General features: G+C 60.5%; 25 protein-coding genes and 2 tRNA genes. 21 read left to right on the forward strand and 6 right to left on the reverse strand.

Translation table 11 applies throughout. The annotated features are described in order from the left end of the window. Nucleotides 1-2: 2 nt before the first annotated feature. Both OOT55_RS01625 and OOT55_RS01630 read right to left on the reverse strand, forming a co-directional pair. Nucleotides 3-1,331 (reverse strand): glycoside hydrolase family 2 TIM barrel-domain containing protein, encoded by a 1,329-nt coding sequence (locus tag OOT55_RS01625; protein WP_265367423.1) that lies wholly within the window; start codon nt 1,329-1,331, stop codon nt 3-5. Between the two features lie 148 nt (nt 1,332-1,479). After that, nucleotides 1,480-1,809, reverse strand: a complete 330-nt coding sequence (locus tag OOT55_RS01630; protein WP_265367424.1) for a hypothetical protein — start codon at nt 1,807-1,809, stop codon at nt 1,480-1,482. Between the two features lie 147 nt (nt 1,810-1,956). On the opposite strand from OOT55_RS01630, the gene queE reads away from it, so the two are divergent. The 8 genes from queE (at nt 1,957) to OOT55_RS01670 (ending at nt 8,051) form a co-directional block, all read left to right on the forward strand. Beyond that, the gene (gene queE, locus OOT55_RS01635; protein ID WP_265367425.1) at nt 1,957-2,607 is read left to right on the forward strand and encodes a 7-carboxy-7-deazaguanine synthase QueE; all 651 of its coding nucleotides are present in this window, start codon (nt 1,957-1,959) and stop codon (nt 2,605-2,607) included. 16 nt (nt 2,608-2,623) lie between these two features. Then, a complete protein-coding gene (gene queC, locus OOT55_RS01640; RefSeq protein WP_265367426.1) occupies nt 2,624-3,304 on the forward strand; it encodes a 7-cyano-7-deazaguanine synthase QueC in 681 nt (226 codons plus the stop codon). A 105-nt stretch (nt 3,305-3,409) separates the two neighbouring features. Then, a tRNA-Lys gene (locus tag OOT55_RS01645) sits at nt 3,410-3,485 on the forward strand. Nucleotides 3,486-3,529: 44 nt separating this feature from the next. Continuing rightward, nucleotides 3,530-3,605, forward strand: a tRNA-Lys gene (locus OOT55_RS01650). 581 nt (nt 3,606-4,186) lie between these two features. Further along, entirely contained in the window at nt 4,187-5,248 is a 1,062-nt protein-coding gene (nadA, locus tag OOT55_RS01655; protein WP_265367427.1) for a quinolinate synthase NadA, read from the forward strand. A 174-nt stretch (nt 5,249-5,422) separates the two neighbouring features. Further along, nucleotides 5,423-6,298 (forward strand): 4-hydroxy-tetrahydrodipicolinate synthase, encoded by an 876-nt coding sequence (gene dapA, locus OOT55_RS01660; protein WP_265367428.1) that lies wholly within the window; start codon nt 5,423-5,425, stop codon nt 6,296-6,298. 59 nt (nt 6,299-6,357) lie between these two features. Continuing rightward, nucleotides 6,358-7,524, forward strand: a complete 1,167-nt coding sequence (bamC, locus tag OOT55_RS01665) for an outer membrane protein assembly factor BamC (protein ID WP_265367429.1) — start codon at nt 6,358-6,360, stop codon at nt 7,522-7,524. A 254-nt stretch (nt 7,525-7,778) separates the two neighbouring features. Then, the gene (locus OOT55_RS01670; protein ID WP_265367430.1) at nt 7,779-8,051 is read left to right on the forward strand and encodes a PilZ domain-containing protein; all 273 of its coding nucleotides are present in this window, start codon (nt 7,779-7,781) and stop codon (nt 8,049-8,051) included. Nucleotides 8,052-8,073: 22 nt separating this feature from the next. Here OOT55_RS01670 and OOT55_RS01675 read toward each other — a convergent pair whose 3' ends face one another. Then, nucleotides 8,074-8,556 carry a leucine-rich repeat domain-containing protein gene (locus OOT55_RS01675; protein ID WP_265367431.1) on the reverse strand — a complete coding sequence of 161 codons (483 nt, stop codon included), beginning with the start codon at nt 8,554-8,556 and terminating at the stop codon, nt 8,074-8,076. A 192-nt stretch (nt 8,557-8,748) separates the two neighbouring features. On the opposite strand from OOT55_RS01675, the gene OOT55_RS01680 reads away from it, so the two are divergent. Further along, nucleotides 8,749-9,399: an OmpA family protein gene (locus OOT55_RS01680; RefSeq protein WP_265367432.1), complete on the forward strand. Its 651-nt coding sequence runs from the start codon at nt 8,749-8,751 to the stop codon at nt 9,397-9,399. Nucleotides 9,400-9,508: 109 nt separating this feature from the next. Beyond that, nucleotides 9,509-10,354, forward strand: a complete 846-nt coding sequence (locus OOT55_RS01685) for a class I SAM-dependent methyltransferase (protein ID WP_265367433.1) — start codon at nt 9,509-9,511, stop codon at nt 10,352-10,354. Nucleotides 10,355-10,429: 75 nt separating this feature from the next. Here OOT55_RS01685 and nadC read toward each other — a convergent pair whose 3' ends face one another. Next, nucleotides 10,430-11,284 (reverse strand): carboxylating nicotinate-nucleotide diphosphorylase, encoded by an 855-nt coding sequence (nadC, locus tag OOT55_RS01690; protein WP_265367434.1) that lies wholly within the window; start codon nt 11,282-11,284, stop codon nt 10,430-10,432. A gap of 4 nt (nt 11,285-11,288) precedes the next feature. Continuing rightward, a complete protein-coding gene (locus OOT55_RS01695; protein WP_265367435.1) occupies nt 11,289-11,813 on the reverse strand; it encodes a retropepsin-like aspartic protease family protein in 525 nt (174 codons plus the stop codon). 236 nt (nt 11,814-12,049) lie between these two features. On the opposite strand from OOT55_RS01695, the gene OOT55_RS01700 reads away from it, so the two are divergent. From OOT55_RS01700 to OOT55_RS01745, 10 genes are all read left to right on the forward strand, one after another. Continuing rightward, nucleotides 12,050-14,380 carry a DUF1631 domain-containing protein gene (locus tag OOT55_RS01700; RefSeq protein ID WP_265367436.1) on the forward strand — a complete coding sequence of 777 codons (2,331 nt, stop codon included), beginning with the start codon at nt 12,050-12,052 and terminating at the stop codon, nt 14,378-14,380. Nucleotides 14,381-14,448: 68 nt separating this feature from the next. Continuing rightward, a complete protein-coding gene (gene ampD, locus OOT55_RS01705; protein WP_265367437.1) occupies nt 14,449-15,006 on the forward strand; it encodes a 1,6-anhydro-N-acetylmuramyl-L-alanine amidase AmpD in 558 nt (185 codons plus the stop codon). Next, nucleotides 15,003-15,845 (forward strand): regulatory signaling modulator protein AmpE, encoded by an 843-nt coding sequence (gene ampE / locus OOT55_RS01710; protein ID WP_265367438.1) that lies wholly within the window; start codon nt 15,003-15,005, stop codon nt 15,843-15,845. The genes ampD and ampE overlap by 4 nt, the downstream gene beginning before the upstream one ends. Before the next feature lie 29 nt (nt 15,846-15,874). After that, nucleotides 15,875-16,360 (forward strand): YajQ family cyclic di-GMP-binding protein, encoded by a 486-nt coding sequence (locus OOT55_RS01715; protein ID WP_265367439.1) that lies wholly within the window; start codon nt 15,875-15,877, stop codon nt 16,358-16,360. An 88-nt stretch (nt 16,361-16,448) separates the two neighbouring features. Continuing rightward, nucleotides 16,449-17,804, forward strand: a complete 1,356-nt coding sequence (locus OOT55_RS01720; RefSeq protein WP_265367440.1) for an AmpG family muropeptide MFS transporter — start codon at nt 16,449-16,451, stop codon at nt 17,802-17,804. A 56-nt stretch (nt 17,805-17,860) separates the two neighbouring features. Beyond that, nucleotides 17,861-18,910, forward strand: a complete 1,050-nt coding sequence (locus OOT55_RS01725) for a DUF481 domain-containing protein (protein WP_265367441.1) — start codon at nt 17,861-17,863, stop codon at nt 18,908-18,910. Nucleotides 18,911-19,111: 201 nt separating this feature from the next. Beyond that, entirely contained in the window at nt 19,112-19,402 is a 291-nt protein-coding gene (groES, locus tag OOT55_RS01730; protein ID WP_265367442.1) for a co-chaperone GroES, read from the forward strand. Nucleotides 19,403-19,461: 59 nt separating this feature from the next. Further along, complete coding sequence (gene groL, locus OOT55_RS01735) at nt 19,462-21,111, forward strand: chaperonin GroEL (protein WP_265367443.1); 1,650 nt, start codon at nt 19,462-19,464, stop codon at nt 21,109-21,111. Nucleotides 21,112-21,347: 236 nt separating this feature from the next. Next, complete coding sequence (locus OOT55_RS01740) at nt 21,348-21,935, forward strand: superoxide dismutase (protein ID WP_265367444.1); 588 nt, start codon at nt 21,348-21,350, stop codon at nt 21,933-21,935. Nucleotides 21,936-22,087: 152 nt separating this feature from the next. Next, complete coding sequence (locus OOT55_RS01745) at nt 22,088-22,891, forward strand: hypothetical protein (protein ID WP_265367445.1); 804 nt, start codon at nt 22,088-22,090, stop codon at nt 22,889-22,891. Nucleotides 22,892-22,899: 8 nt separating this feature from the next. Here OOT55_RS01745 and OOT55_RS17810 read toward each other — a convergent pair whose 3' ends face one another. Next, on the reverse strand, nt 22,900-23,157 hold the full coding sequence (locus OOT55_RS17810; protein ID WP_416140967.1) for a Lar family restriction alleviation protein: 258 nt from the start codon (nt 23,155-23,157) through the stop codon (nt 22,900-22,902). A gap of 331 nt (nt 23,158-23,488) precedes the next feature. On the opposite strand from OOT55_RS17810, the gene OOT55_RS01750 reads away from it, so the two are divergent. After that, nucleotides 23,489-25,009 carry a fumarate hydratase gene (locus OOT55_RS01750; RefSeq protein ID WP_265367446.1) on the forward strand — a complete coding sequence of 507 codons (1,521 nt, stop codon included), beginning with the start codon at nt 23,489-23,491 and terminating at the stop codon, nt 25,007-25,009. The last annotated feature ends 242 nt before the right edge of the window (nt 25,010-25,251 follow it).

Raw genomic sequence — 25,251 nt, forward strand, 5'->3', positions numbered from 1 at the left:
TTTTATTCGGTTGCGTGGTCTTCGGCGCTACCGACAAAGAAGGGCACGTTGGCGGCCGCGGCCCGGTTGTGCTCCGTGGTCACGTAGGCGAACAGCCGGTAGGGACCACGTGTGTCCGGGGCAGTGAAACGCATGGTGCCGTTGCCCTGGTCTTCCACGATCAGGCCCGGAACGCTCTCCGGCCGGTCCTCCCGGTCGCCACCGGATTTGATGTCGGTGCTCTCCGGCAGGAGCTCCCAACGGATGCTGAAGGGTTCGTTGTCCGGATGCGTGGCCTCCAGGGTGACCTCGTAGGTTTCACCCGGCTGAAGGTAAATGCTGTCATACGCCGTCTGATCGTCGATCCGAAAGGACTGGATGCTCGGCGCGCGGTGTTCGGGCCATTCGCCGCTCCACAGGTGGTGCATGGTATCGACCACTTCGGTGGCGTGGCCGGACTCCAGGAACAGGCCGTACCAGGTGGGTGTGGTTTCCTGTTTTTGCCCCCACAGGAAGGCGTAGGAGCCCAGCCCTTTTTCCTCGTCAGCGAGAATGGCGGATTCATAGCGCTGCCGGTAGGCGGCAGCCTTTTCGGTGCTGGTCTGCTCGATGGGGACACCCCAGGCGGTGTTGGCAATTTCCCAGTGCCCGGTGGGGCCCCATTCGGTGACGGCGTAGGCGCCCGGCCAGCCGACGTCCCGTACCTTCTGGGGCAGGGTGTCGAGTTCGCCGTAGGTGTTGATGCTCAGGTAATCAATGCTGGGTACCCGCTCCTGGATCAGGTCGGACTTTTCCTGATCAATGCCGGCGGTCACGGTGGTGATCAGGTGGTGGGGGTCCAGCTCCCGAATCATCCGGGCGATGTCTTCCACCGCGTACCAGACGTTGGTGTCGGTGTAGAACAGGTCCAGCTCGTTGCCGATGCCCCAGGTGAGCAGGGCGGGGTGGTCTTTGTAGCGCAGTACCTGCTCCCGGATTTGCGCTTTCTGTGCTTTCACCGCCTCTTCGTCACTGTAATCAAAGCCGTGGCGTTCTTTGCCCATGCGCAGCCCCAGCATGACCGTCAGGCCGTGGGCCTGGGCTTCGTCGAGAATGCGTTCGGCGTTATCGGTGTCCCAGGTGCGTACCGAGTTGGCACCCGCCTCGGCCAACTGCTCCAGGCGACTGGTGCCGCCCGCACCTTTGATGAAATAGGGTTCACCTTCCCGATAAATCGAGTAGTGGCCGCGCTCGTCCTGTTTGAGGGTCGCGGGGACGGCTCGGGTGTCGGTGGATGGCTCGGTAGTGTCGGTTGGACCGCAGGCGCTCAACGCCAGAAGGCCGCTCAGCAGCAGAAGCGCTTTTGTATTCATTCGGTATCTCTCTTGTTATGGCATGACCGGATCGGTTTCCGTCGGGCAATTGTTACGGCAGATGGTCAGAGTGACAAGAGATGGGCGCAAAGTGGGACCTGAAAGCCGCAAGGTGGGAAGTGGGACGCGCGTATGAGGGGTAGATAGGTCAGTCTTCGACCCATTCCCAGCGGACCGGCTGCCCGAAATCGTCCAGAATCACTTTCTTTCGGGGGCGCTTGGGTTTGGGACGCTTGGGCGCGGGGATGGGATGCTTGCGGGATTCCACCGCGGCGACCACTTCGGTCATCGGCGTCCGTCCGGCGAGGGGGTTTTCGCTGGCGCGGGGTGTGAACAGCGGGGTGAGCGGCCCTTTCGGATCGATGCGACCACTCAGGCCGCGCGGCACTTCCTTCACCTTGCCGCCGGAGCGCAAATACTCTTCCAGCTGTTGGTCGAGCTCGGCGCGGATTTCACGTTTGGTCTTGGTGGGTTTCATAACACTCGCGGCAGGAAAATCGGGCCAATCAACAAGAATACCAGCCTGCCGCCGGGGCGGCAAACCCGGCGGGCTCGCATCTGTAGCGGCCTTTGGGTAAACTGCCCGCTGTTAAAGCCCCCGTCAGCGCCACCGGCCCGGAAGTTCATGACCGACGACAGTCTCCGCATTACCGAAATCTTTTACTCCCTGCAGGGCGAGGCCCGGACCCTGGGGCGCCCGACGGTGTTTGTGCGCCTGACCGGTTGCCCCCTGCGCTGTCAGTACTGCGATTCCGAGTACGCCTTTCACGGCGGCGAGCGCCTGAGCCTGGCAAGCATCCTGGAACAGGTGGCCGGTTACCGGCCCCAATACGTCTGTGTGACCGGCGGTGAGCCCCTGGCCCAGCCGAACTGCCTGCCGCTGCTCACACAGCTGTGTGATGCCGGTTACTCGGTATCCCTGGAAACCAGTGGCGCCATGCCGCTGGATGAGGTGGACACGAGGGTCAGTCGGGTGATGGATCTGAAAACGCCGGACTCCGGGGAGCTCGACAAAAACCGCTGGGAGAACATCCCCCTGCTGCAGCCCCACGACCAGGTGAAGTTCGTGCTGTGTAGCCGGGGCGATTATGAATGGGCCAAGTTCAAGCTGGATGAGTACCGCCTGGCCGAGCGGGTCGATGATGTCCTGTTCTCCCCGAGCTTCGGGCAGCTCGAACCGCGCCAGTTGGCCGACTGGATTGTCGAGGACAACCTGCCGGTGCGTTTCCAGATCCAGATTCACAAGCTGCTCTGGGGCGACGCCCCGGGGTACTGATTGAGGAGCAGCCATCATGGCGAACCCGAAAGCGGTCATTCTGGTCTCCGGTGGCCTCGACTCCACCACGGCACTGGCCATCGCCCGCAGCGAGGGCTACGACTGTTACACCATCAGCTTCGACTATGGCCAGCGTCACCGGGCCGAACTGCTCGCCGCCGAGCGTACCGCGCACGCTCTGGGTAGCCTGGAGCATAAAGTGGTCCGGCTGGATCTGCAGAGCATCGGCGGCTCCGCGCTGACCGACGAGTCCATCGCGGTGCCGGAAGCCGAGGGAGAGGGCATCCCGGTCACTTATGTGCCCGCGCGCAACACCATCTTCCTGTCCATTGCGCTCGGCTGGGCCGAGGTGCTGGGCGCCAATGACATCTTTATTGGCGTCAATGCGGTGGATTATTCGGGTTACCCGGACTGCCGACCGGAGTACGTAGCGGCTTACGAAACCATGGCGAACCTGGCCACCAGGTCCGGCGTGGAAGGGCAGAAGCTGCATATCCGGGCACCGTTGATGCGCTGGTCAAAGGGCGAGATCATCCGCCAGGGCCAGGCATTGGGTGTGGATTACGCGCTGACGGTGTCCTGTTATCAGGCCAACGAGGCCGGCGAAGCCTGCGGGCGCTGCGACAGTTGCCGGTTGCGGCGCGCCGGGTTTGAGGAGGCCGGGGTTCCGGATCCGACCCGCTACCGGGCGGAGTAAGCCGGGAAGCCGGGTTAAGCTGTTGGTTTGTTTGGCGTTTTTTTGCCTTTTTCTTTCAAAAGCGCTTGTTTTTTTTGTCCGAATCTTTATCATACGCGCCTCTTTGGGTCGTTAGCTCAGTTGGTAGAGCAGTTGGCTTTTAACCAATTGGTCGCTGGTTCGAATCCAGCACGACCCACCATCTTCGAAAATCCGGATGCCGCCAGGCATCATCTCGCCAGTTTTGGGTCGTTAGCTCAGTTGGTAGAGCAGTTGGCTTTTAACCAATTGGTCGCTGGTTCGAATCCAGCACGACCCACCATTTTCTCCCCTTCGACGTTTAATTTTTTGGTTCTTCAGTAGCATGTCGTCCGGCCCGGGGTGGGGTATACCAGTTGTAGACCCGCCGTGAACCCATCCATGGGGGCTTCTCGTCGGCATCCATGCCTCCGAGAGTCTACAACTGGTATACCCCACCCCGTGCCTCCGTGGAAATAGCAACCTTTTATGCCTGGTATCCTGACTCCATAAATACGAAATTCGTTATTGTCCAAGAACGCTCCGACAAAGCCATCGGAGAGAAATCTAGAACTCGTGCCGTTCTTTGCTGCGGAGTATTAGCCAAAGGTGCTATTTCCCGAAACTGTAATCTGGCACAGCGGAGAGAAGGTAGGGGGCTTCGGGACCGTCACCCGCCTGGACGGCGGGTGATGAGCCCCCAGGGATGGGTTCACGGCGTGTCCCGAAGCCCCCTACCTTCCCGCAGCCCTCGGATTCGAAGCACTTGGAATAAAGGAATGCAGAGGGCGGAAGGGTGTCAAAAGAAGTAGCTTTGGGGCACTTTTCTTCCCTGTGGTATTATGTCGCCCCAACCCGCTGTAGGGGGACTTGTGAGGTGATTCTATGACCGCGGACAACGTAATCGTGACCGAAACCGCCCGGAAAACCCCGGAAGAGCTGGTTCGGGAACACCTGGACCGCGCCTGGAGTGCCCCCCGGTATACCCCCGAACAGGAAGAAGCATACCGCGAGCGTATTAAAGCGTTGTTACAGGAACACAACGCCGTGCTGGTGGCCCACTACTACACCGACCCCATGATTCAGGCGCTCGCCGAAGAGACCGGGGGCTGCGTGGCCGACTCCCTGGAAATGGCCCGGTTCGGCAAAGAGCATCCCGCCCAGACCCTGATTGTGGCCGGAGTGAAGTTCATGGGCGAAACCGCCAAAATCCTCACTCCGGAAAAGCGTGTGCTCATGCCCACGTTGGAAGCCACCTGCTCCCTGGATCTGGGCTGTCCCGCCGATCAGTTTTCCGAATTCTGTGATCAGCACCCGGATCGCACCGTGGTGGTGTACGCCAACACCTCGGCGGCGGTGAAAGCCCGGGCTGACTGGGTGGTGACCTCCAGTATCGCGAAGGATGTGGTCGACTATCTCGACCAGAAGGGCGAGAAGATTCTCTGGGCGCCGGACAAGCATCTGGGCGACTACGTGCAGCGCGAGACCGGGGCCGACGTCTTGCTCTGGGATGGAGCCTGCATTGTGCATGAAGAGTTCAAGGCCCGTGGCCTGGAAGACCTCAAGGCACTCTATCCCGAGGCGGCGGTGCTCGTACACCCGGAGTCGCCGGAGCCGGTGGTGGCGCTGGCGGATGTGGTGGGGTCCACTTCGCAACTGATCAAGGCCGCCCAGGAGCTGCCCAATCAGGCGTTCATCGTGGCGACGGACCAGGGCATTTTTTACAAGATGCAGCAACTGTGTCCGGATAAGACGTTCCATGTGGCGCCCACCGCCGGCAGCGGCGCGACCTGTCGCAGTTGTGCCAACTGCCCCTGGATGGCGATGAACGTACTGGAAAACCTGGCGAGTGTCTTCGAACGGGACGATAACGAGATTCATGTGGACCCGGAATTGGCCCGCAAGGCCATGATTCCGCTGCAGCGGATGCTCGATTTCCGGAAATGACCCCGGAAAGGGCCGGAATCCGGGCGCGCCGCTTGTGTCGTGGGGCGCCCCTCAGTACCATTGCGCCTTTGTATTTCCCGCCCATGCCACGGTAACCGGCGCTCCGTGCGAACCCTCGGCAGGCGATGAAGTCAGAACCTACTCATTACAGTCAAGCTATTGGAGCTCCCGCGCATGATACAAGGCAGCATGGTCGCCCTGGTCACTCCCATGACCCCCGACAATTCCCTGGACTGGCCCGCCCTGCGCAAATTGGTGGACTGGCACCTGGAACAGGGCACCAATGCGCTGGTGGCGGTGGGCACCACGGGTGAGTCGGCCACGCTGGATATCGACGAGCACCTGGCGGTCATCAAAGCGGTGGTGGAGCAGGTGGCCGGGCGGATTCCGGTCATTGCCGGAACCGGCGCCAACTCCCTGACCGAAGCGCTGGAGCTGACCCACGGCGCCAAGGCCGCCGGGGCCGATGCCTGCCTGTTGGTCACGCCTTATTACAACAAGCCGACCCAGGAAGGTCTGTACCTGTTCCACAAAACCATCGCCGAGGCGGTGGATATCCCCCAGTACCTGTACAACGTGCCGGGCCGCACCGGGGTGGATATGTTGCCGGAGACGGTATTGCGGCTGGCCACCATCCCCAATATCAAGGGCATCAAGGAAGCCACGGGGGATATGGTGCGGGCCAAAACCCTGATTGAGCAGTCGCCGGAGGACTTCATCATCATCTCCGGTGACGATGCGACCGCCGTGGAATTGATGCTTTTGGGTGGCAAAGGGGATATTTCTGTCACAGCGAATGTCGTACCCCAGGCCATTGCGGAACTCTGCGCGCTGGCCATTGCCGGCCGGGCCGACGAAGCCCGGGCATTGAACGAACGGCTGATGCCGCTGCACCAGGCCATGTTCGTGGAAGCCAACCCGATTCCGGTGAAGTGGGCGCTGATGAAGATGGGACGGATTCAGTCCGGCATCCGCTTGCCCATGACGCCGTTGTCCGAGCGGTTCCACGAGCAGGTCACCGAGGCGCTCCGGGAGGCGGGCCTGGTTTAAGTGGTGTCCAAATATAGATAACAGAGGTTCGCACAACTCACTGGAGAGTCTGGAATTTTATGCGCATTGTGTATTGGTTGTTGGTCGGGTTCAGCTTCACGCTGTCCGGCTGTAGTGCCCTGTTTGGGGAAGAGGGCTATTTCCGGAATCGTGAGGATGACTACCTGAAGGCGGCCAGTCTGAAGCCGTTGGAGGTACCGGGCCATCTCAATTCAGATGCGACCGGGCAGCTCTATCAGGTCCCGGAATTGACCCAGGAAGATGTCGCCTATGCACAGGACACCGAGGAGTTTGAGGCTCCTCGCCCGGAGGCCCTGTCGGCAACGGCGTTGGTGGAACGGGTAAAAATCCAGCGTCTGGATGACGACCGCTGGATTCTGGTCAACGTCGACCCGGCGGAACTCTGGCCCCGGATTCGGGCCTTTCTGGCGGACAACAACCTGCAGGTGGCGTCCACGGATACCGACCTGGGTCTGATGGAAACCAGTTGGTTGTCGTTCAAAGATGACCCGGATCGTATCGACCGCTATCGCATTCGAATTGATCGTGGGGTTCAGCCGGATACCAGTGAGATTCACGTGCTGCACATGAGCCTGGATCGCGAGGGGGCCACTCAGGCGCAGCTCAGCCAGTGGCCGGCATCGTCCAGCAGCAAGGAGCGTGAAACCTGGATGGTTGACGAGCTGGCCGCCACCCTGGCCGCCGAAGAGCTCGGCGCGGCCGGTGGCACTTCCCTGATTGCCCAGAATATCGGTGGCGCGGTAAAAGCCCGCATCGTCAGTGTTGATAGCGAACCGGTGCTCGAGCTGGAGTTGGCCCGCAGTCGGGCGCTGGCCACCTTGACCCACTCGGCCCAACAGGAAGGCTTTACCATTTACGACAGCGATCCGGCCTCGGGCGTGTTCTATCTGGGGTATCGTGAGCCGCCGGAGAGCCCGCCGGGCTGGCTGGCCCGTCTGTTCGGTGCGGAGGAGAACCCCCAGCCGCCCGAAACGCCTTACAGCCTGGCCGAGTTGCGGGACGTCTTACCGGACAACCTGCTGACCATGCCGGCGCAGGCGGAGGCCGCCCGGGAGCGGGCGCCCAAGGCTCCGGGGCATCTGTTGATCTTTACCGAGCAGTCGGATGGCCTCTATCACGTGCGTCTGCGCACGGCCTATGGGGAGCGGATGTCGGCGCGGAAAACCCGGGAAATGCTCTCGGTGCTTCGTAAGAACCTGATCTAAACGAAGACCGATTCACGGGCCGCTGGCAACAGCGGCTGGTGAGCCCTCAAAAACGCCAGCGAACCGGTTTCGCTGGCGTTTTTACTGGGGCTTGCTTATTCTGAAAGAAAGCCGTACAACAGAATAATTGATTATTTGGGCATAATGGCTCGCGCCCTGCGCCCACCGAGAACCTCCGGCGATTGGCGACGGCGCAACCGGGGGAGGTTCGGGGTGGTCGCCCACCTCGGCATTGACAGGAAAAGGAGCTCACCGTGATTGATCGTCGGCAATATGAGCGGACCTCCGCCAGCATACGCGTGGAGATGACCCACCCCAGCTTCGGCACTATTGTGGGCTTTACCCAGGATATTTCCGATGGTGGGGCGCGGGTATTGATTGAAAACCAACCCAAACCACCGGTGGGAACCCTGGTGATGGTCCGGTTTCGCAAAATGGTGGGGCCGATCAATGATGAGCCGGTGCAGATGCGGGTGATGCATCAGTTGCGCAACACCGTGGGCCTGATGTTCGACACCGGCAACTGAATCCCTCCGACTGTTCAGCCCGTTAACGCGCCTCGGTACAGTGGTCGGGCAGGCGGACTTTCCCTTCCACATTGTCGGCCAACTGCCGGGCATCTCCGCAACCGAGCGCCACATTTCCCCGCAGGTCCACCTCCTTGAGACGCAAGAGCGAGAGCAGTGGCTCGGCCGATTTGATCTGATTGTCTTTCAAAAACAGGGTTTCCAGTCTCGACAGCGATCGCAGAGTGTCAATCTCCTCGAGCCGGTTGTCATTCAGACTGATGGCCCGCAGGGCCGTGAAGGTCGACAGCCCCACCAGCGACCGGATGCCGGCGCTGCTGCAGTTGAGTTGCGTCAGCTGTGTCGCCTCGGTGACCTGTCGGTCTTCAATGGTCTGCTGTACACAATCATGAAGCGCGGGATCGGGAATGCGAAAGTCGGTAAACAGCGTCGGTGGCTCATACACCGGGTTGTCGTTGACGCTTACCGTGTAACCGGAGCAGGCGGTTAATGTCGCGGCTGTCACGGAAATCATCCAAATGCGAAAAGTGTGCGCTAGACTGTTGCTGTGAACCATGGCTCTGCCTATAGTGTCGAAACCTGAACTGCAATCAATGATGGCAGCTGGAGGCGGGAAAAGCTACCGGGTTCCCGTCGGTCTGAGTCTCCCCACAGGGTAGACTTATACGCTTTGGAATTTATCGATAGAGGAATAGCAATGAAACGTTTGCTGGCTTTGTGTGCAATCTTCACTCTCGCAGCTTGTACTACAACCGATCCCTACACCGGGGAGCAAAAAACCAGTAATACCGCCAAAGGGGCCGGCATTGGTGCCGTAGCGGGTGCCATTATCGGTGCGGCCTCTTCCAGCAAGAGCGATCGCAAGAAAGGCGCCTTGACCGGCGCGGCGGCCGGTGCGGCGATCGGCGGTGGGGTTGGTAACTATATGGACCGTCAGGAAGCCAAGCTGCGCGAAGAGCTTCAGGGTTCCGGTGTGCAGGTTCGTCGTGAAGGTGATCGTCTGTACCTGATCATGCCCGGTAACATCACCTTTGCCACGGGTCGTTACGAGATCCGCTCGGACTTCTACAGCGTGCTGGATTCGGTCGCCAAAGTACTGGCCGAGTTCGATCAGACGGCGATCAAGGTCAGTGGTCACACCGATTCCACCGGTGGTGATCAGCTCAACCAGACCTTGAGTGAGCAGCGCGCCGCCAGCGTGCGCGATTATCTGATCCGCCGTGATGTGGCGGCCGGTCGTATCCAGGCGTACGGCTATGGTCCGCGCTATCCGGTGGCCAGCAACAGCACCGCTGAAGGCCGGGCCGCCAACCGCCGGGTTGAGCTTGAATTGCTGCCCATGCAGTAAGCGAGTCTGAAGGGCGCAGGGACGCGCTCCGCACTCCCTATTGATCTGATGATGTGTGCCTTTTCCGGCACAGTCCTGCCCAGTTTTCTGCCCTGATGAAGCGACTGCCATGAACACCTCTTCGGCGACCTGGCCGCTGGTTGTTATTGCCCGGTCTTCCGACTCCCGAGCGGAAGCGGCGGCGACCGCCCGCGAGCTGGACGTCCCCCTGCTGATCAATGTCGATCCGGAACAGCTGTCCGAGCCACCCTTTGCCCTGGTATATGCGGACACTGGTCTGGCCTTGCATCACACGGGACGCAAGGCCCCCGGGCCGGTCCAGGTGGACTTCCTGGGCGGCGCGGTGGATCACCGGCGCCGCTTCGGGGGCGGCAAGGGACAGATGATTGCCAAGGCGGTGGGGTTGAAGCCCCACGTTTATCCGCGTGTGCTGGATCTGACCGCGGGACTGGGGCGAGATGCTTTTGTGCTGGCCTCTCTGGGCTGCAGGGTGCAACTGTGGGAGCGTTCGCCTGTGGTCTATCGGCTGTTGGCGGACGGTCTGGCGCGCGCCCGGCGGGGCGCCGAGCAGAGCGGTGACGGCGAGCTGATGGACATTCTCGGGCGCATGTCTCTGCAGTATGGCGATGGTGCAGGTTATCTGGGCTCGCTCTCCGAGGACGATCCTGAGCGTCCCGATGTCATCTATCTGGACCCGATGTTTCCCGAGCGCCAAAAATCGGCCGATGTGAAAAAAGAGATGCGGGCGTTCCATACGCTGGTGGGGGCGGATGCCGATGCCGATGAGCTACTGGCGCCGGCGCTGGCCAAGGCGCGCTACCGGGTGGTGGTCAAGCGACCCCGCAAGGCACCGGATCTGGCCGGGCGTGCGCCCGGCCACCGGATTGAGGGCAAGAGCAGCCGGTTTGATGTCTATGCGCTGCACAAGCTGCCAGAGCGTCTTCATGACGAATAGCCAGAGCGTCTCAATGACGAAAAGCCAGAACGTTCGGAATAACTGTCAGCCGGTGCGGGCCGGAATGATCGGTCGCTAGGCCTCTTCCACCGACAATCGCATCGACAGGTCCAGCGCTTTGCAGTGTTTGGTCAGGGCCCCAATGGAGATGTAATCCACGCCGGTATTGGCCAGGGTGGTCAGCGTCGCGTCGGTCACATTGCCTGACGCTTCCAGTTTGGCCCGGCCGCGGTTGCGGGATACCGCGACGGTCAGGTCCTCGGGCGAGAAGTTGTCGAGCATGACAATGTCGGCACCGGCCGTCAGGGCCTGTTCCAGTTGCGCCAACGACTCCACCTCCACTTCCACGGGTGTCTCGGGCGCGATTTCCCGCGCTTTGCTGACCGCCGCGGCAATACCACCGCAGGCGGCGATGTGGTTCTCCTTGATCAGAAACGCATCGAATAATCCGACCCGGTGATTCGCACAGCCGCCGCAGCGCACCGCGTATTTCTGCGCCAGACGCAGGCCGGGCAGGGTTTTGCGGGTATCGAGCAGGGTGACCGGCGAGTCCTTGACCCTTTGGGCATAGGCGGCACTGGCACTGGCGGTACCAGACAGTGTCTGCACGAAGTTCAGTGCGGTGCGTTCACCGGTGAGCAATACTCTGGCGTTGCCCGTCAACTCGAACAGCAATTGGTCCGGCTCTACGGTATCCCCGTCCTGAACATGCCAAGTCACCTGCGTACTCGGGCCGAGCTGGCGGAACACTTCATCCACCCAGGGACGACCGCAAAAACAGCCGGCCTCGCGGGTGATGACCCGGGCATGGGCGGTCCGCTCGGCGGGGATCAGAAGGGCGTTGATGTCGCCGCTGCCAATGTCCTCGGCCAGCGCGGCACGGACATTGGCCTCTATGGCCCGTTGCAGCTCGGGGTTGAGTTCAATCATGGGGTCAGTCACCTTGGTAACGCAGAGTGAGGCGGTCGCCTTGCTGGCGGAATTCTACCTGCCCGAGGGCGCTCATGCCCAGCAGTACCTGGTCTCCTCCCATGGCGGGGTTGATACTGGCGCTGACATCCTGCAGCTCGATGGAGCCGAGTTTCAGACGTTTGAGTCGGGTGGCGCGTACTTCAATCCGGCCGTTGGCGGTCATGGCCCACTGGCGGGCTCCGGCGCGCAGGCCCGCACGCTCGGCCAGATCCTGGCTGACGACCACGTCCGTGGCACCGGTATCGAGCAGAAAGGTGGCGTCCTCGCCGTTGATCTGCCCGGGAACCACATAGTGCCCCGAACGGTTGCGGCGCAATACGACCTCCTGAACGCCATTGACGACCTGGCCCTGGATCGAGCGGTTGGGGTTGTCCTTGCGGTCTTCCCAGACGCCGAACGCCCAAGTGAGCAGCGCGAGCCCGATGACCCAGGCCGCAATCAACATACCGCGTCCGGCCTGTTGGCCGGGCATTGGCTCCTGTGTCATAGCCGTCCTGTGATGAGGTGTTCTGTGTTCATGAAAATGTCACGTTTTTTATACCCGCAACGCCCGGTTTTTTCCGTTTGGCAGCCAAATTTTTCTAAGCAAAAGAAGCTGTTAGCTCAAATTGTGATAGGCGTCTCGATATTATCATTTGTCACTGGGATGTGTCCTGATCCTCGTTATACTAATCATCGTAACTGTAAATAGCCTCGACAGTGACCACCCTCAGGAACATCACCATGAACGATCCCGTGCAACCCCAGCGCGAAAATGTCGTCCCGCTCAACCCCGAGCGACGTCAGACGGCGACCGTGCCACTGGCACGCCTGCCGGCGGCCATGCACAGTGTGCGCGACCGGGCGCGGCAAACCCTTCAGGGGTTGTTGCGGGATCTGTTCGACAAAGCGGACGATTCGCTGTTCGAGCTGGCGGACCAGGCGACCAGCAATCAGGAGCAGAACCTGTATTTTGACTCCATGCGTGAGGTTCGCCTGCAGCGGCGCGCGCTGGAGCAGGCGTTCTTCCTCAAGTTGGATCAGGGGTTTGCCGCACTGCTAGAGCCTGGCGAGAACGCCCGGAGCCGGAGTGAGGATGATGTATCCCTGGAGGAGTTGACGCTGGTTCAGAATGATGAGCTGGAACAGCTCGTGGCGACCGAGAGCATGGTCAACAAGGCGAACGAGCAATTCGCCGAGGTGGTGCAGCACCTGACCTTGCGAATGGATCAACTGGTACCGGTGAAGGTGTACCAGAAAAACAACCCCCTGGGTGCGGACGCCATCTGCACCGGATTCACCGAAGCGGCCAAGGCGCTGAAAATTGACGTCAAGGCCAAGCTGGTGTTGTTCAAGCTGTTTGACAAATGGGTGGTGTCACGGCTCGGCAAAATGTACGAGAGCCTCAACCAGCAGTTGATTGACGCGAACATTCTGCCGTCCCTGAGAGCTGGGGCCCCTGCGAATCGGCGTCGGACCACGGCGGAGCGGCCTTCCCAGGCGGCCAGAACCGAGCGTGCCCAGCGGGAGGATGAATCCAGTCAGGTGTTGCATACCTTAAGGGATCTGTTGTCCAGTCAGGGGGGCAGTACCGGGGGGCCGGAGGAGGCTTTGGGCTCTGAGGATCTGGTGCACTTGCTGTCCCAGGCGCAGCAGCAGGACTGGTCCGGCCTGGATCAGGGCGCCGGCGCTGTCAATGTACCGCAGCTGGTTCGCGGCCTGGTCAAAAATACCCGCCGGCAATCACTGAATCAGGTGGATGAGGATGTCATCAACCTGGTCAGTATGATGTTCGAGTTCATTCTCGATGACCGCAACCTGGCCTCGCCCATGAAAGCGCTGCTGGGCCGGTTGCAGATTCCACTGATCAAAGTGGCAATTGCCGACAAAAGTTTCTTCAGCAAAGGCGGGCATCCCGCCCGTCGCCTGCTCAACGAGTTGGCCATGGCCGCGCTGGGTTGGCAGGACTCCGGGGAAGAGGGGCGTCGCAAGGACACCTTCTACCAGAAAGTGGATCAGGTTGTTCAGACAATCCTGGCGGACTTCGAGAGTGATGTCGGCATCTTCGATCGAATGCTGCTGGATTTCCGCGCCTATCAGGAAAAAGAGCGACGCCGGGCTCGAATTCTGGAGCAGCGCACACTGGATGCGGAAGATGGCAAGGCCCGTGCCGAGCGTGCCCGGGCCGAGGTCGATGCGGCCCTCAAACGCCTTACCCAGGGACACAGATTGGCGGTGGCGGCCAATACGCTGCTGTATGAAGCCTGGTCCAAGGTGCTGTTTATCATCTGCCTGAAGCAGGGAACGGACAGTGAAGACTGGCAGCAGGCTCTGGCGTCCGCTGAGCAGTTGGTCTGGAGCGCCACAGCCCCCATGGATCGAGACAACCGTCAGAAACTGCTCAGACTGGTGCCTGAATTGTTGCCGCAGTTGCGGGCCGGTCTGGAGTCCATAGCCTATAATCCGTTCGAAATGAATCAGCTGTTCAAGCAGTTGGAGCAGTTGCATCTGTCCCGTTTGCGCGAGGCGAGCCAGCCGGCACCGGCACCGGCGCCGGATACCGAGCCCGAGCAGGCCGAGCCCGCTAAGGCCACTGACGAAGCGGAAACCAGCCGTCCGGATACAACCCCAGCGGCGGAGCCGGAGCCGGAGCCGGAGGCGGCGTTGGAAACGCCCGATCAATCAACCGTATTTCAGGTCGTGGACCCGGTCGAGGAGACTGTGCCGGAAGCGGAAAGCGTACCGTCTGCCGAGGTGTCTACGGACGCTGGTGATGAGCCGCTGCCGGCCTCGGACCCACATATGGCACTGGTGTCCAACCTGACCCAGGGCAGTTGGTTCGAGCGCCAGGATGACCAGGGGCAGGTATTCCGTTGCCGCCTGGCGGCGATGATCAAGCCCACTGGCAAATACATTTTTGTCAACCGCTCCGGCATGAAAGTGGCGGAAGAGACCCGTGAGGGACTCGCACTGGCGCTCAAATCCGGTCGGATGCGAATCCTCGACGATGGCATGTTGTTCGATCGCGCGCTCGAGGCGGTGATCGGCAACCTGCGCAGCTCCCGCGCCCGGTAACCCCGACCAACAGCGACAAAGGCTCCCGGCCCCTGTATCATTCACGCGATGAATGACTGGAGGGGCCCGTGAGTGTAACCATTCAGGACGGCTGGCTGACGTCGGCCAGGCGCTGTCTGTCTCCCAACCATAATGATCGTCCGCCAGGCGAGGCCATCAGCCTGCTGGTGGTTCACAATATCAGTCTCCCGCCCGGGCAGTTTGGGACTGGCTGCGTGGAAGACTTCTTCTGTAATCAGCTCGACATCAATCGTGACCCCTATTTTGAGCAGATCCGGGATCTTCGGGTGTCGGCGCACCTGTTCATTACCCGGGAGGGCGAGCTGGTTCAGTTCGTGCCTCTGGATCGACGTGCGTGGCATGCCGGCGCCTCTGAATTTGACGGGCGCACCGAGTGCAATGACTTCAGCATCGGCATTGAACTGGAGGGGTGCGATGACCTTCCCTACACCGAGCATCAATATCGGCGTTTGGCCGAGGTCGCCCGTCTGTTATTATCCCGCTATCCGGCTCTGACCCCGGAGCGCATCACCGGCCATTCGGATATCGCCCCCGGACGAAAAACCGATCCGGGACCGGCCTTCGACTGGCACTACTTTCGCTCACAGCTCTCGGAACGCTTATGACCTTCCTCAGTGTCTTTCTGGTTCTCGTCCTGGTGCAGTGGTGGGGCTCTGGCGCGCCTCTGCAAAAAGACGGGTGGTTTGACCGCTATCTGCACTGGCTGGAGCGGCGCCCCAGCCGCGCCTGGCCGAAGCTCCAACTATTGCTGGCGGTAGTGGCTCCGGCCCTGGTGTTGTGGTTGTTGACTTGGGCGGTGGCCGAAGGCCTCTCCGAAGGCTGGCTGATTTTTATGGCCGTCCCGGTGTTGCTGTACAGCCTGGGTCGGGGTGACTTTTCGGCCGAAGTGCAGGCGTATGTGGAGGCCAGTGAACGGGGGGACTCGGTGAGTGCCGCCCAGCACCTGGCGGCCCTTCAGGGTAATGCCGTGGAAGACGCCGACCCCGAGGATTGGGCGAGCATGCATCGCCAGACTCTCAAAACCATTGCCTATCGCGGTTGTGAGCGGATGTTCGCGGTACTTTTCTGGTTTCTGATCCTGGGCCCGGCGGGCGCGTTGATGTACCGTCTGAGTGTGCTCTACCGGGAGCGCTCCGGGTCAGCTCAGGTGCACCGCTGGCTCTGGTTGATGGAGTGGCCGGTGGTGCGGGTGATGGGGTTCACCTGGGCCATGGCGGGCAATTTCGATAGCTGTTTTTTCCGTTGCCAGCGAGACCTTGTCGATACCCGTCAGGGAACGTCGGTGCTGTTGTACGATCAGATGCTGGGTGCTTTGGGCAAAGCCGAGCCGGATCCCGCCGACTCGGCGGTGGACCTGGATATGATCCGCGCCAGCCAGCCACTGTATTCCCGTTCCCTGTTGTTGTGGGTCTGCGTGCTGGCGTTGATTACGCTGTTGGCCTGATCCTGAATTGATGAGAGTGAGGTAGTTCTATGCCGTCTTTTGATGTGGTGTCCGAGGTCGATAAGCACGTCTTGACCAATACCGTGGACCAGGCCAATCGTGTCGTGGGGAACCGCTATGACTTCAAGGGCGTGGATGCCCACTTCGAGCGCAAGGATTTCGTGGTGACGCTGACGGCCGAAGCGGATTTTCAGCTTCAACAGATGCTGGACATTCTGCAGGGTACGATGGTGAAGAACAATATTGATATTGCCTGCCTTGAGATCAAGGACCCGACCACCGTCGGCAAGCAGGCGCGTCAGGAAGTGATCGTTCGTACCGGGCTGGAAACCGAGCTGAGCAAGAGGATGGTCAAGCTGATCAAAGACAGCAAGCTCAAAGTGCAGGCCCAGATTCAGGGCGATCAACTACGGGTTACCGGCAAGAAGCGCGATGACCTGCAACAGGTAATGGCCTTGCTGCGCGGTGCCGAGGGCGTTGATATGCCGCTGCAATTCACCAACTTTCGAGATTGACGAGCTGGCGTCACTGGCTGCCCAGACGCTGTTTCTGGTCGCCAAACGCTGTCCCTGATCGAATGTACTGCGACCAACCGAGCGCTTCATGACCGATACCACTGAATCCCCGTCCCGCTCCTGGCGGGACTCGCTACTGATTTATCTGCACCCACGGGTCGCGTCCATGGCCTTTCTGGGCTTCTCGGCGGGTCTGCCTTACATGCTGGTTTTTTCCACGCTGACGGCCTGGCTGACCGAAGCGGGGGTGACGAAAGCAAGCATCGGGTTTTTCAGTTGGATCGGCATCACCTATTCGGTCAAGGTATTCTGGGCACCGGTCGTGGACCGGTTTCAACTTCCTCTGCTGGGTCGCTGGCTGGGCCGACGACGCAGTTGGATGCTCTTTGCCCAACTGCTGATCGCCGGCGGGTTGGTCGGCATGTCGATCACCGACCCGGTTCGGGAATTGGAGTGGATTGCGATTTTTGCGTTGGTGGTCGCGTTTGGTTCGGCCACCCAGGACGTGGCGATTGACGCCTGGCGGATTGAGGCGGTGTCCCTGGAGCGCCAGGCGGCCATGTCCGCCACCTACGTATTCAGCTATCGGCTGGCGTTATTGATGGCCAGTGCCGGCGCCCTCCATATGGTGTCTTTCGCCACTTGGCCGGGGGTCTACGTGATCATGGCGCTGCTCATGGGGGTGGGGATGGTGACCGTTCTGCTGTCCAGCGAGCCGGCGGTCGCCCGTCACTCGGATGCCGCCTTTCTGGAGCAGCGGGCGCAGGACTATCTGGCGCGCAGTGCCCATGTGGCGCGCCCCGTGCGCAACGCCATTGCCTGGTTTATCGGCGCGGTGGTGTGTCCTTTTGTGGACTTTCTCCAGCGCTATGGGGCCCAGGCGGTGCTGTTGCTACTGATCGTCGGCGCTTTCCGCATCACCGATATCAGCATGGCCTCAATGGCCATGCCCTTCTATCTGGAAACCGGCTATACCCGGGCCGAGGTGGCCAATATCAGTGGACTCTACGGTGCCGCCATGACCGTTTTGGGGGGCATTGTTGGCGGGGTTCTGGTGCCTCGCTTTGGCTTGGTGCGCGTTCTGCTGGCCGGGGCGGTTCTGGCGGCGGCGACCAATCTGCTGTATTCGGTCAACGCGCTGGTGGGGGCGGAGCTCTGGATGCTGGTGGTGACCATCAGTGGTGAAAATTTCTGCGGAGGATTGGCCATGGCGTCGCTGATCGCCTGGATGTCCAGCCTGGTCAGCAACGACTACACCGCGACCCAATATGCCCTGTTCAGTTCACTGATGACCCTGCCGGGCAAAGTCATCGGCGGCTTCAGCGGGGTAGTGGTAGAGCAGGTCGGTTTTTTCTGGTTCTTCGTCTATGCGGCGGGCCTTGGGGTTCCCGCCATCGTGTTGGTGCTCTGGCTGTTGCGCCAAACGCGAACCGGTTCGCTGTAGTCGGGCCGACCAAGTGTGGTAAAGTGCGCCTCCTTTGGACCAACTCCCGACGATGCATGCCGGTATACCTGACGACTCAACAGTGGCGATTGGTTCTGGTGGCGCTTCTGGCGCTGTCAGCCCCCGTATCCGCAGGAATGCTGGAGCTGAACAATGGCGATCGCATCGCCGGTGACTTTGTGTCGGCCAGCGAGGACAGCGTGGTCTGGCAGTCCGAGTCGCTGGGGCGGCTCACCATCGACAAGAGCAAAATCTACGACCTGCAGACCTCCAAACCGCTGAAAATCAATGGCGTGGGGGAACCCTGCATGGTGGAGGGCATGGAGGCCGAGCACCTGGTGTACCTGTGCGGCGATGACGCCGAGCCCCGCCGGGTGCCTCTGGTTTCCCTGGCCATGATCATTCCCTATCAGCAATTTCTCTCGGGAGACAGCAGTACGCTCAAAGGGCGGGTGAATGTCTCGGGCACCTACGCGCGCGGCAACGAAATCAAGGATGACTGGAAGATAAGCAGCGGCGTTGAGTACCGGCAGGTGGACTGGCGGCATAGCGGCAACTTTGAGTATGCCAGTTATTCGCGCGGCAAATCCGAACCCGACGTCCGTTGGGGAGGGCGTTACGTGCTGGACTGGTTCTTCCGGGAGCGCTGGTTCCTCAACAGTGACGTGCGGTACGGGCACGACGAGACCCGATCGATTGACCGCTACTACAACTTCGGTGCCGGTACCGGTTACCAGTTCTGGGAGAATTCCCGGACCGCGCTGGCGATGACGGGGGGCCTGGTGTCGGTCACAGAGCAATACGAGGTGCCCGAGAACCCCGCCCCGGATTTTGTCCGCAAAGAAGACCGGATTGCCTGGCGTCTGGGCACGGACTTCCGCTACAAGCTGCCCCTGGGGGTCTCATTTTTCCACCGCAACGAATACGTGCGCTCTTTCGAGCAGGACCGGGACTGGCAGCTCAACTCCACCACCGGTTTCAGCTCCATGCTGGTCTCTACGGTGTATTCAGAGGTCAAGCTCGATTATGAGGTGGACAATGACCCCCAGCCCGGCACCGAGCGGGAGGATATCCGTCTCGTGGTGGGGCTGACTTACGAGTGGTAGCGCGTCCCCGCCAAAATAAGCAAAAAAATCCTCGCCAAGCTGTTGAAATTCCTCTCCGGCATCCCCAATTACCTGTGACACACGCATTACGCCCGGCCGGCCTTGGCCGGCCGGGCACGCGGCTTCGGCTGCACACTAACGTCATCCGGGGCAACCCGGCTCATTTTCAGTGTTTAACACGCTAGTTGGAGATAAGAGTCCATGAAAATTCGTCCTTTACACGATCGTGTTGTGGTTCGCCGCAAGGAAGAAGAGGAAAAAACCGCGGGCGGTATCGTCCTGCCGGGTTCCGCCAAAGAAAAGCCCAATCAGGGCGAAGTGGTGGCTGTCGGTAATGGCCGCGTACTGGACAACGGCGAGGTCCGCCCGGTCGACGTCAAGGTTGGCGATGTGGTTGTGTTCGGCAAATACGCCGGTAGCGACACCATTGAGGTAGACGGCGAAGAGCTGGTCATCCTGAGCGAAAGCGACATCAAGGCTGTGCTGGCCTAAGCCCGGCACGGAATCTTTAACCGACTATTGTCTGAACAAGTTACTGGAAGGAAAGCACTATGTCTGCAAAAGAAGTTAAATTTGGCGACAGCGCCCGTCAGCGCATGCTCAAGGGCGTCAACGTACTGGCCGACGCTGTAAAAGCCACTCTGGGCCCGAAAGGTCGCAACGTGGTTCTGGAGAAGTCGTTCGGCGCCCCCACCGTCACCAAAGACGGTGTATCGGTGGCCAAGGAAATCACCCTGAAAGACAAGTTCGAGAACATGGGCGCCCAGATGGTGAAAGAAGTGGCGTCTCGTGCTTCAGATGAAGCCGGTGACGGTACCACCACCGCGACCGTTCTGGCCCAGTCCATCGTGACCGAAGGCCTCAAGTCCGTCGCCGCCGGCATGAACCCCATGGATCTCAAGCGCGGTATCGACAAAGCCGTCACCGCCGCTGTCGAGGAAATCCGCAAGCTGGCCAAGCCCTGTGAAGACAGCAAAGCCATCTCCCAGGTGGGTACCATCTCCGCCAACTCCGATCGCGACGTGGGCGAGCTGATCGCCAAGGCGATGGAGAAAGTCGGTAAAGAAGGTGTGATCACCGTTGAGGAAGGCTCCAGCCTCGAGAACGAGCTGGACGTGGTGGAAGGTATGCAGTTCGACCGCGGCTACCTGTCTCCCTATTTCATCACCAATCAGGACAACATGGCCGTCGAGCAGGACGATCCCTACATCCTGCTGGTGGACAAGAAGATCTCCAACATCCGCGAGCTGCTGCCGACGCTGGAAGCCGTGGCCAAGGCCAACAAGCCGCTGGTTATCGTCGCTGAAGACGTGGAAGGCGAAGCCTTGGCGACCCTGGTGGTCAACAACATGCGTGGCATCGTGAAAGTGGCCGCCTGTAAGGCGCCGGGCTTTGGTGATCGTCGCAAGGCCATGCTGCAGGATATCGCCATCCTGACCGGTGGTACCGTGATCTCTGAAGAAGTGGGTCTGGACCTGGAGAACGTCACTCTGGAGCACCTGGGCCGCGCCAAGCGCGTCACCATGTCCAAAGAGAACACCGTGATTGTCGATGGCGCAGGCAACAATGCCGACATCGAAGCGCGTGTGAATCAGATCCGTACCCAGATGGAAGACACTTCCTCTGACTATGATCGCGAAAAGTTGCAGGAACGCGTGGCCAAGCTGGCTGGCGGTGTGGCCGTGATCAAGGTGGGTGCTGCCACCGAGATGGAAATGAAAGAGAAGAAGGCTCGCGTTGAAGATGCACTGCACGCCACTCGCGCCGCCGTTGAGGAAGGTGTGGTTGCCGGTGGTGGTACCGCTCTGGTGCGCGCTGTGGCGGCCATTGCTGACCTGAAAGGCGAGAACGAAGACCAGAACGCCGGTATCGCGCTGGCCCGCCGCGCCATGGAAGCACCGCTGCGTCAGATCGTCACCAACGCTGGTGAAGAGGCCTCTGTGGTCGTGGATCGGGTCAAGAAAGGCGAAGGCGCCTATGGCTACAATGCCGCGACCGGCGAGTACGGCGATATGCTGGAAATGGGTATCCTGGACCCGGCCAAAGTGACCCGTACCGCACTGCAGGCTGCAGGCTCTGTTGCCGGCCTGATGATCACCACCGAAGCGATGGTGGCGGATGAGCCGGAAGACGAGAAGGCCGGTGGTGCCCCGGATATGGGCGGCATGGGCGGAATGGGTGGCATGGGCGGCATGATGTAAGCCGTCTCGAGCCCTGAAAGGGCGGGCCTTGGCCCGCCCTTTTGCTTTCAGTGATATACTGAGTGCTTTATTTTGTACCACCATACCAACAGCCAGGGGCCAAGCCCTAACTGGCGTTTCCCGGTCCGGATCCGGGCGACCCGTTCGGCCATCCGACTGTGCTAGGATTGAGCGGCTATTTCAGTGGGTTAACCCCGCCGCTACTCATTTTTTCAACCGTGTTCAGGAGAACGACTATGGCTTTTGAATTACCCCAGCTGCCTTACGCAAAAGATGCGTTGGAACCCCATATCTCCCAGGAAACCCTGGAATACCATTACGGTAAACACCACCAGACCTACGTTGACAAGCTGAATGCGGCCGTTGAAGGCAAGCCCGAAGCCAACAAGAGCCTGGAAGAAATCATCAATACCGCACCCAAAGGCCCGCTGTTCAACAACTCGGCTCAGGTGTGGAACCACACCTTCTACTGGCACTGCCTGAGCCCCAACGGCGGTGGCGAAGCCACTGGTGCGGTGGGCGAAGCCATCAACAAGGCTTTCGGCTCCTTTGACAAGTTCAAAGAAGAGTTCTCCACCAATGCGGCCAACAACTTCGGCTCCGGCTGGACCTGGCTGGTGAAGAAGTCTGACGGTTCCGTCGCCATCGTCAACACCAGCAATGCGGAAACGCCGCTGACCGACGAAAGCGTGACGGTTCTGCTGACCGTTGATGTGTGGGAGCACGCCTACTACATCGACTATCGCAACGCCCGTCCCAAGTACCTGGAAGCGTTCTGGAAGCTGGTCAACTGGGACTTCGTCAACGAAAACTTCGCCAAGTAAGTTTTATTGACGTAAGAACCCCGCCCGGCAAAGCCGGCGCGGGGTTTTTTTATACCCGGCCTAAATTCCCGTGATCAGACCCGTTCCCTTCTTTTTCGGGCCTAGAACTGCTATAAACGCTACCACGAAGTTCAGTGAATTCAGGTATGTCTATGGAACGCAAAGAGCCGACGATTTCCGGTACGATCAAGCCCGAGAAAGACGAAGTGGCGGCCCGCCAGGGGCGAGCATCGGCGACGCCGCCCAGCGGCAACGCCAATGGGCCCAAACGTCCGGGAGGCGGCGCGCCACCGCCGCCGCCACGTTCAACCAGTACGTCGCCCGGTGGTGGCCAGGGGCTGGCGATTGCCGCCCTGATCATTGCTGTGGCCGGAGTGGGGGCGAGCGGTTTTCTGGCCTGGAAGTGGACCGGCGCCGAACAGAACCTCTCCCAGGCCAATGAGCGGCTCGAAACCCTGGAACGACGCATCGCGATCACGTCCAGTGAGTCCAGCGAATACGTGGAGGAGATTCAGGAAAAGCTCGACTGGGCGGATTCAGAAATCCGCAAGCTGTGGGGTGTTTCCTATGACACCAACCGCAAGCGGATTGCCGCGAATGAGGAAGGCGTCGAGTCTCTGAAGCGGGAGCTTGCCACCGTGAAGGAATCGGCGTCCAGCGCCAGCCAGGGGTTGAGCAGCCTACGTTCTGCGTTTGATAAAACCGAGCAGCAGGTCAGCGAAGTCAGTTCGGCCATTGAGCGACTGCAAGCGGCGGCCGACTCGGTGGAAGAGCAGGGCCGACGCCTGCAGAACCTCTCGGAGGAAGTTGATCAGTTGGAGGAGGGGCTAGGGCGCTTGCGAGGGCTCGCGGACCGGGTAAGCACCAACGAGGAGGCCATCAAGGCCATCGACTCCTACCGGCGTAGCATCAACCGCGATATCCTGGCGATCAAAGAGCAGTTGTCCTCACCCTGATTGCCTCTTCAGCCGCGGGCCATGGAATAGCGAGGCCCGGTTCGGGCGGAGTCGGCGAGTGGTTCGCCTGCTGCTGTTTCCGATAGCGACGGGTCCCCAAGACGGACCGACGTCTCGTTCCAGAGACCGATGGCCCTCTCCAGGCTTTCCTGGTGAGGGCCTTTTGATTTGCAGCTCTGACAAACCACACAGTAATCCAAGCCACTGTGCGCCAGATGCAGGTGGGTGCTGTGGCAAAACGGACAGGGTTCTAGGGCCGTGGCCATAAGGCATACGCTCCAGTGCGTGAATCACTTGAAGGGTTTTGACGGGGGAGGGGGCTCTTGCCGGGCCGAGGGCTCAGCGGTGGTGGCGCGGATCTGAAGGCGCCGATTGGTAACCGGTCAGGACGGTAAAACCGTGATTGCCCGAACGGCTGATGGGCATCCAACATGATCGCTTAAACTCCAGAGGACCATATTCAGAGTGTAGCGCAGCGCACACCGATTGCAAACGGTTGCAGCGTCAAGAGGGAGCTGTACAACGGCCCTCTCCGGGCAAGTCTCCACCAATTCATGTAAAATTGCGGCCACATTGACAAGCTGTAGAGAGACTTCCATGACCACCGTGATTCGCCAGAACGACCTGATCGACAGCGTCGCCGACGCGCTGCAGTTCATCTCCTACTACCACCCCGTGGACTTTATCCAGGCGGTACACCGTGCCTACGAGCGCGAAGCCAACCCGGCGGCCAAGGATGCCATGGCCCAGATTCTGATCAACTCGCGCATGTGCGCCACCGGCCACCGCCCGATCTGTCAGGATACCGGTATTGTGACCGTCTTCGTCACGGTCGGCATGGACGTCCAGTGGGACGCGAACATGAGCCTCACCGACATGGTCAACGAGGGTGTGCGCCGGGCCTACAATCACCCGGATAACGTCCTGCGCGCGTCCATCCTGGATGACCCGGACGGCGCCCGGAAAAATACCGGCGATAATACCCCGGCCGTCATTCACTACAATATCGTTCCCGGGAATACCGTCGACGTTCATGTGGCGGCCAAGGGCGGCGGCAGTGAAGCCAAAACCAAATTTGCCATGCTCAACCCGTCGGATTCCGTGGTCGACTGGGTGCTGGACATGGTGCCCAAGATGGGGGCGGGCTGGTGCCCGCCCGGTATGCTCGGCATTGGCATTGGCGGCACCGCCGAAAAAGCCATGCAGATCGCCAAAGAGGCGCTGTTGGAACCGGTGGACATTCAGGAGCTGCAGGCGCGGGGCGCGAGCAACCGCAGCGAAGAACTGCGCCTGGAGCTGTACGAGAAAGTGAACCAACTGGGCATCGGCGCCCAGGGCCTGGGTGGTTTGACCACCGTGCTGGACGTCAAAGTGAAAGACTACCCGACCCATGCGGCCAACAAGGCGGTGGCCATCATCCCCAACTGCGCCGCCACCCGCCACGCCCATTTCACCTTGACCGGGGAGGGCCCGGCGCTGCAGACGCCCCCGAACCTGGACGATTGGCCGGAAGTGGCCTGGGAGGCCGGCGACAATGTGCGGCGGGTGAATCTGGATACCGTCACCAAAGAGGATGTGAAATCCTGGCAGCCCGGCGACACCATCCTGCTCTCCGGCAAAATGCTCACCGGCCGCGACGCCGCCCACAAGAAAATGGTGGACCTGATCGCCAAGGGTGAGGAGCTGCCGGTGGATATGACCGGCCGCTTTATTTATTACGTGGGACCGGTCGACCCGGTGCGCGACGAAGTCGTGGGGCCAGCGGGTCCGACCACTGCTACGCGCATGGACAAGTTCACCCGGACCATGTTGGAGCAGACTGGCCTGCTGGGCATGATCGGCAAAGCGGAACGCGGCCCGGCGGCGATCGAGGCGATTCGCGATAATGAGTCGGTTTACCTGATGGCGGTAGGCGGTGCGGCTTATCTGGTGTCCCAGGCGATCAAGTCGTCGAAGGTGCTGGGCTTCCCGGAGCTGGGCATGGAGGCGATTTACGAGTTCGAGGTGAAGGATATGCCGGTCACCGTGGCGGTGGACAGCAAAGGCGAATCCGTCCACCAGACCGGCCCGAAAATCTGGAAGGCCAAGATCAAAGACGAAGCGATCAAGGTCGTTTAAACCCTATCGTCTGTTGAGGTTTGGGCGCTCCGTACTGACTGCTGCGGCAGGGTAACCCCTTGTGAGACACGCCGTGAATACGTCCATGTAGGCTCATCACCCGCCGGTCCCCTTCGCGCTCCCGGCGCTTCGGGACACTTCCCACATCCATGTGGGGCGTCCAAGGCGGGTGACGGTCTCACAAGGGGTTACCCTGCCTCCGCTGTGCCAGCATTAAGTTCCGGGAACTAGCTAGTAAGAAT

Origin of the sequence: Marinimicrobium sp. C6131 (genome assembly GCF_026153455.1) — a bacterium.
GTDB lineage: Bacteria > Pseudomonadota > Gammaproteobacteria > Pseudomonadales > Cellvibrionaceae > Marinimicrobium.

What these genes read in the sequence shown, in the direction of transcription:
- OOT55_RS01625 (WP_265367423.1), bottom strand. Translation starts at nt 1,331, where the DNA reads ATGAATACAAAAGCGCTTCTGCTGCTGAGCGGCCTTCTGGCGTTGAGC.
- OOT55_RS01630 (WP_265367424.1), bottom strand. Translation starts at nt 1,809, where the DNA reads ATGAAACCCACCAAGACCAAACGTGAAATCCGCGCCGAGCTCGACCAA.
- queE (WP_265367425.1), top strand. Translation starts at nt 1,957, where the DNA reads ATGACCGACGACAGTCTCCGCATTACCGAAATCTTTTACTCCCTGCAG.
- queC (WP_265367426.1), top strand. Translation starts at nt 2,624, where the DNA reads ATGGCGAACCCGAAAGCGGTCATTCTGGTCTCCGGTGGCCTCGACTCC.
- nadA (WP_265367427.1), top strand. Translation starts at nt 4,187, where the DNA reads ATGACCGCGGACAACGTAATCGTGACCGAAACCGCCCGGAAAACCCCG.
- dapA (WP_265367428.1), top strand. Translation starts at nt 5,423, where the DNA reads ATGATACAAGGCAGCATGGTCGCCCTGGTCACTCCCATGACCCCCGAC.
- bamC (WP_265367429.1), top strand. Translation starts at nt 6,358, where the DNA reads ATGCGCATTGTGTATTGGTTGTTGGTCGGGTTCAGCTTCACGCTGTCC.
- OOT55_RS01680 (WP_265367432.1), top strand. Translation starts at nt 8,749, where the DNA reads ATGAAACGTTTGCTGGCTTTGTGTGCAATCTTCACTCTCGCAGCTTGT.
- OOT55_RS01685 (WP_265367433.1), top strand. Translation starts at nt 9,509, where the DNA reads ATGAACACCTCTTCGGCGACCTGGCCGCTGGTTGTTATTGCCCGGTCT.
- nadC (WP_265367434.1), bottom strand. Translation starts at nt 11,284, where the DNA reads ATGATTGAACTCAACCCCGAGCTGCAACGGGCCATAGAGGCCAATGTC.
- OOT55_RS01695 (WP_265367435.1), bottom strand. Translation starts at nt 11,813, where the DNA reads ATGACACAGGAGCCAATGCCCGGCCAACAGGCCGGACGCGGTATGTTG.
- OOT55_RS01700 (WP_265367436.1), top strand. Translation starts at nt 12,050, where the DNA reads ATGAACGATCCCGTGCAACCCCAGCGCGAAAATGTCGTCCCGCTCAAC.
- ampE (WP_265367438.1), top strand. Translation starts at nt 15,003, where the DNA reads ATGACCTTCCTCAGTGTCTTTCTGGTTCTCGTCCTGGTGCAGTGGTGG.
- OOT55_RS01715 (WP_265367439.1), top strand. Translation starts at nt 15,875, where the DNA reads ATGCCGTCTTTTGATGTGGTGTCCGAGGTCGATAAGCACGTCTTGACC.
- OOT55_RS01720 (WP_265367440.1), top strand. Translation starts at nt 16,449, where the DNA reads ATGACCGATACCACTGAATCCCCGTCCCGCTCCTGGCGGGACTCGCTA.
- OOT55_RS01725 (WP_265367441.1), top strand. Translation starts at nt 17,861, where the DNA reads ATGCCGGTATACCTGACGACTCAACAGTGGCGATTGGTTCTGGTGGCG.
- groES (WP_265367442.1), top strand. Translation starts at nt 19,112, where the DNA reads ATGAAAATTCGTCCTTTACACGATCGTGTTGTGGTTCGCCGCAAGGAA.
- groL (WP_265367443.1), top strand. Translation starts at nt 19,462, where the DNA reads ATGTCTGCAAAAGAAGTTAAATTTGGCGACAGCGCCCGTCAGCGCATG.
- OOT55_RS01740 (WP_265367444.1), top strand. Translation starts at nt 21,348, where the DNA reads ATGGCTTTTGAATTACCCCAGCTGCCTTACGCAAAAGATGCGTTGGAA.
- OOT55_RS01745 (WP_265367445.1), top strand. Translation starts at nt 22,088, where the DNA reads ATGGAACGCAAAGAGCCGACGATTTCCGGTACGATCAAGCCCGAGAAA.
- OOT55_RS17810 (WP_416140967.1), bottom strand. Translation starts at nt 23,157, where the DNA reads ATGGCCACGGCCCTAGAACCCTGTCCGTTTTGCCACAGCACCCACCTG.
- OOT55_RS01750 (WP_265367446.1), top strand. Translation starts at nt 23,489, where the DNA reads ATGACCACCGTGATTCGCCAGAACGACCTGATCGACAGCGTCGCCGAC.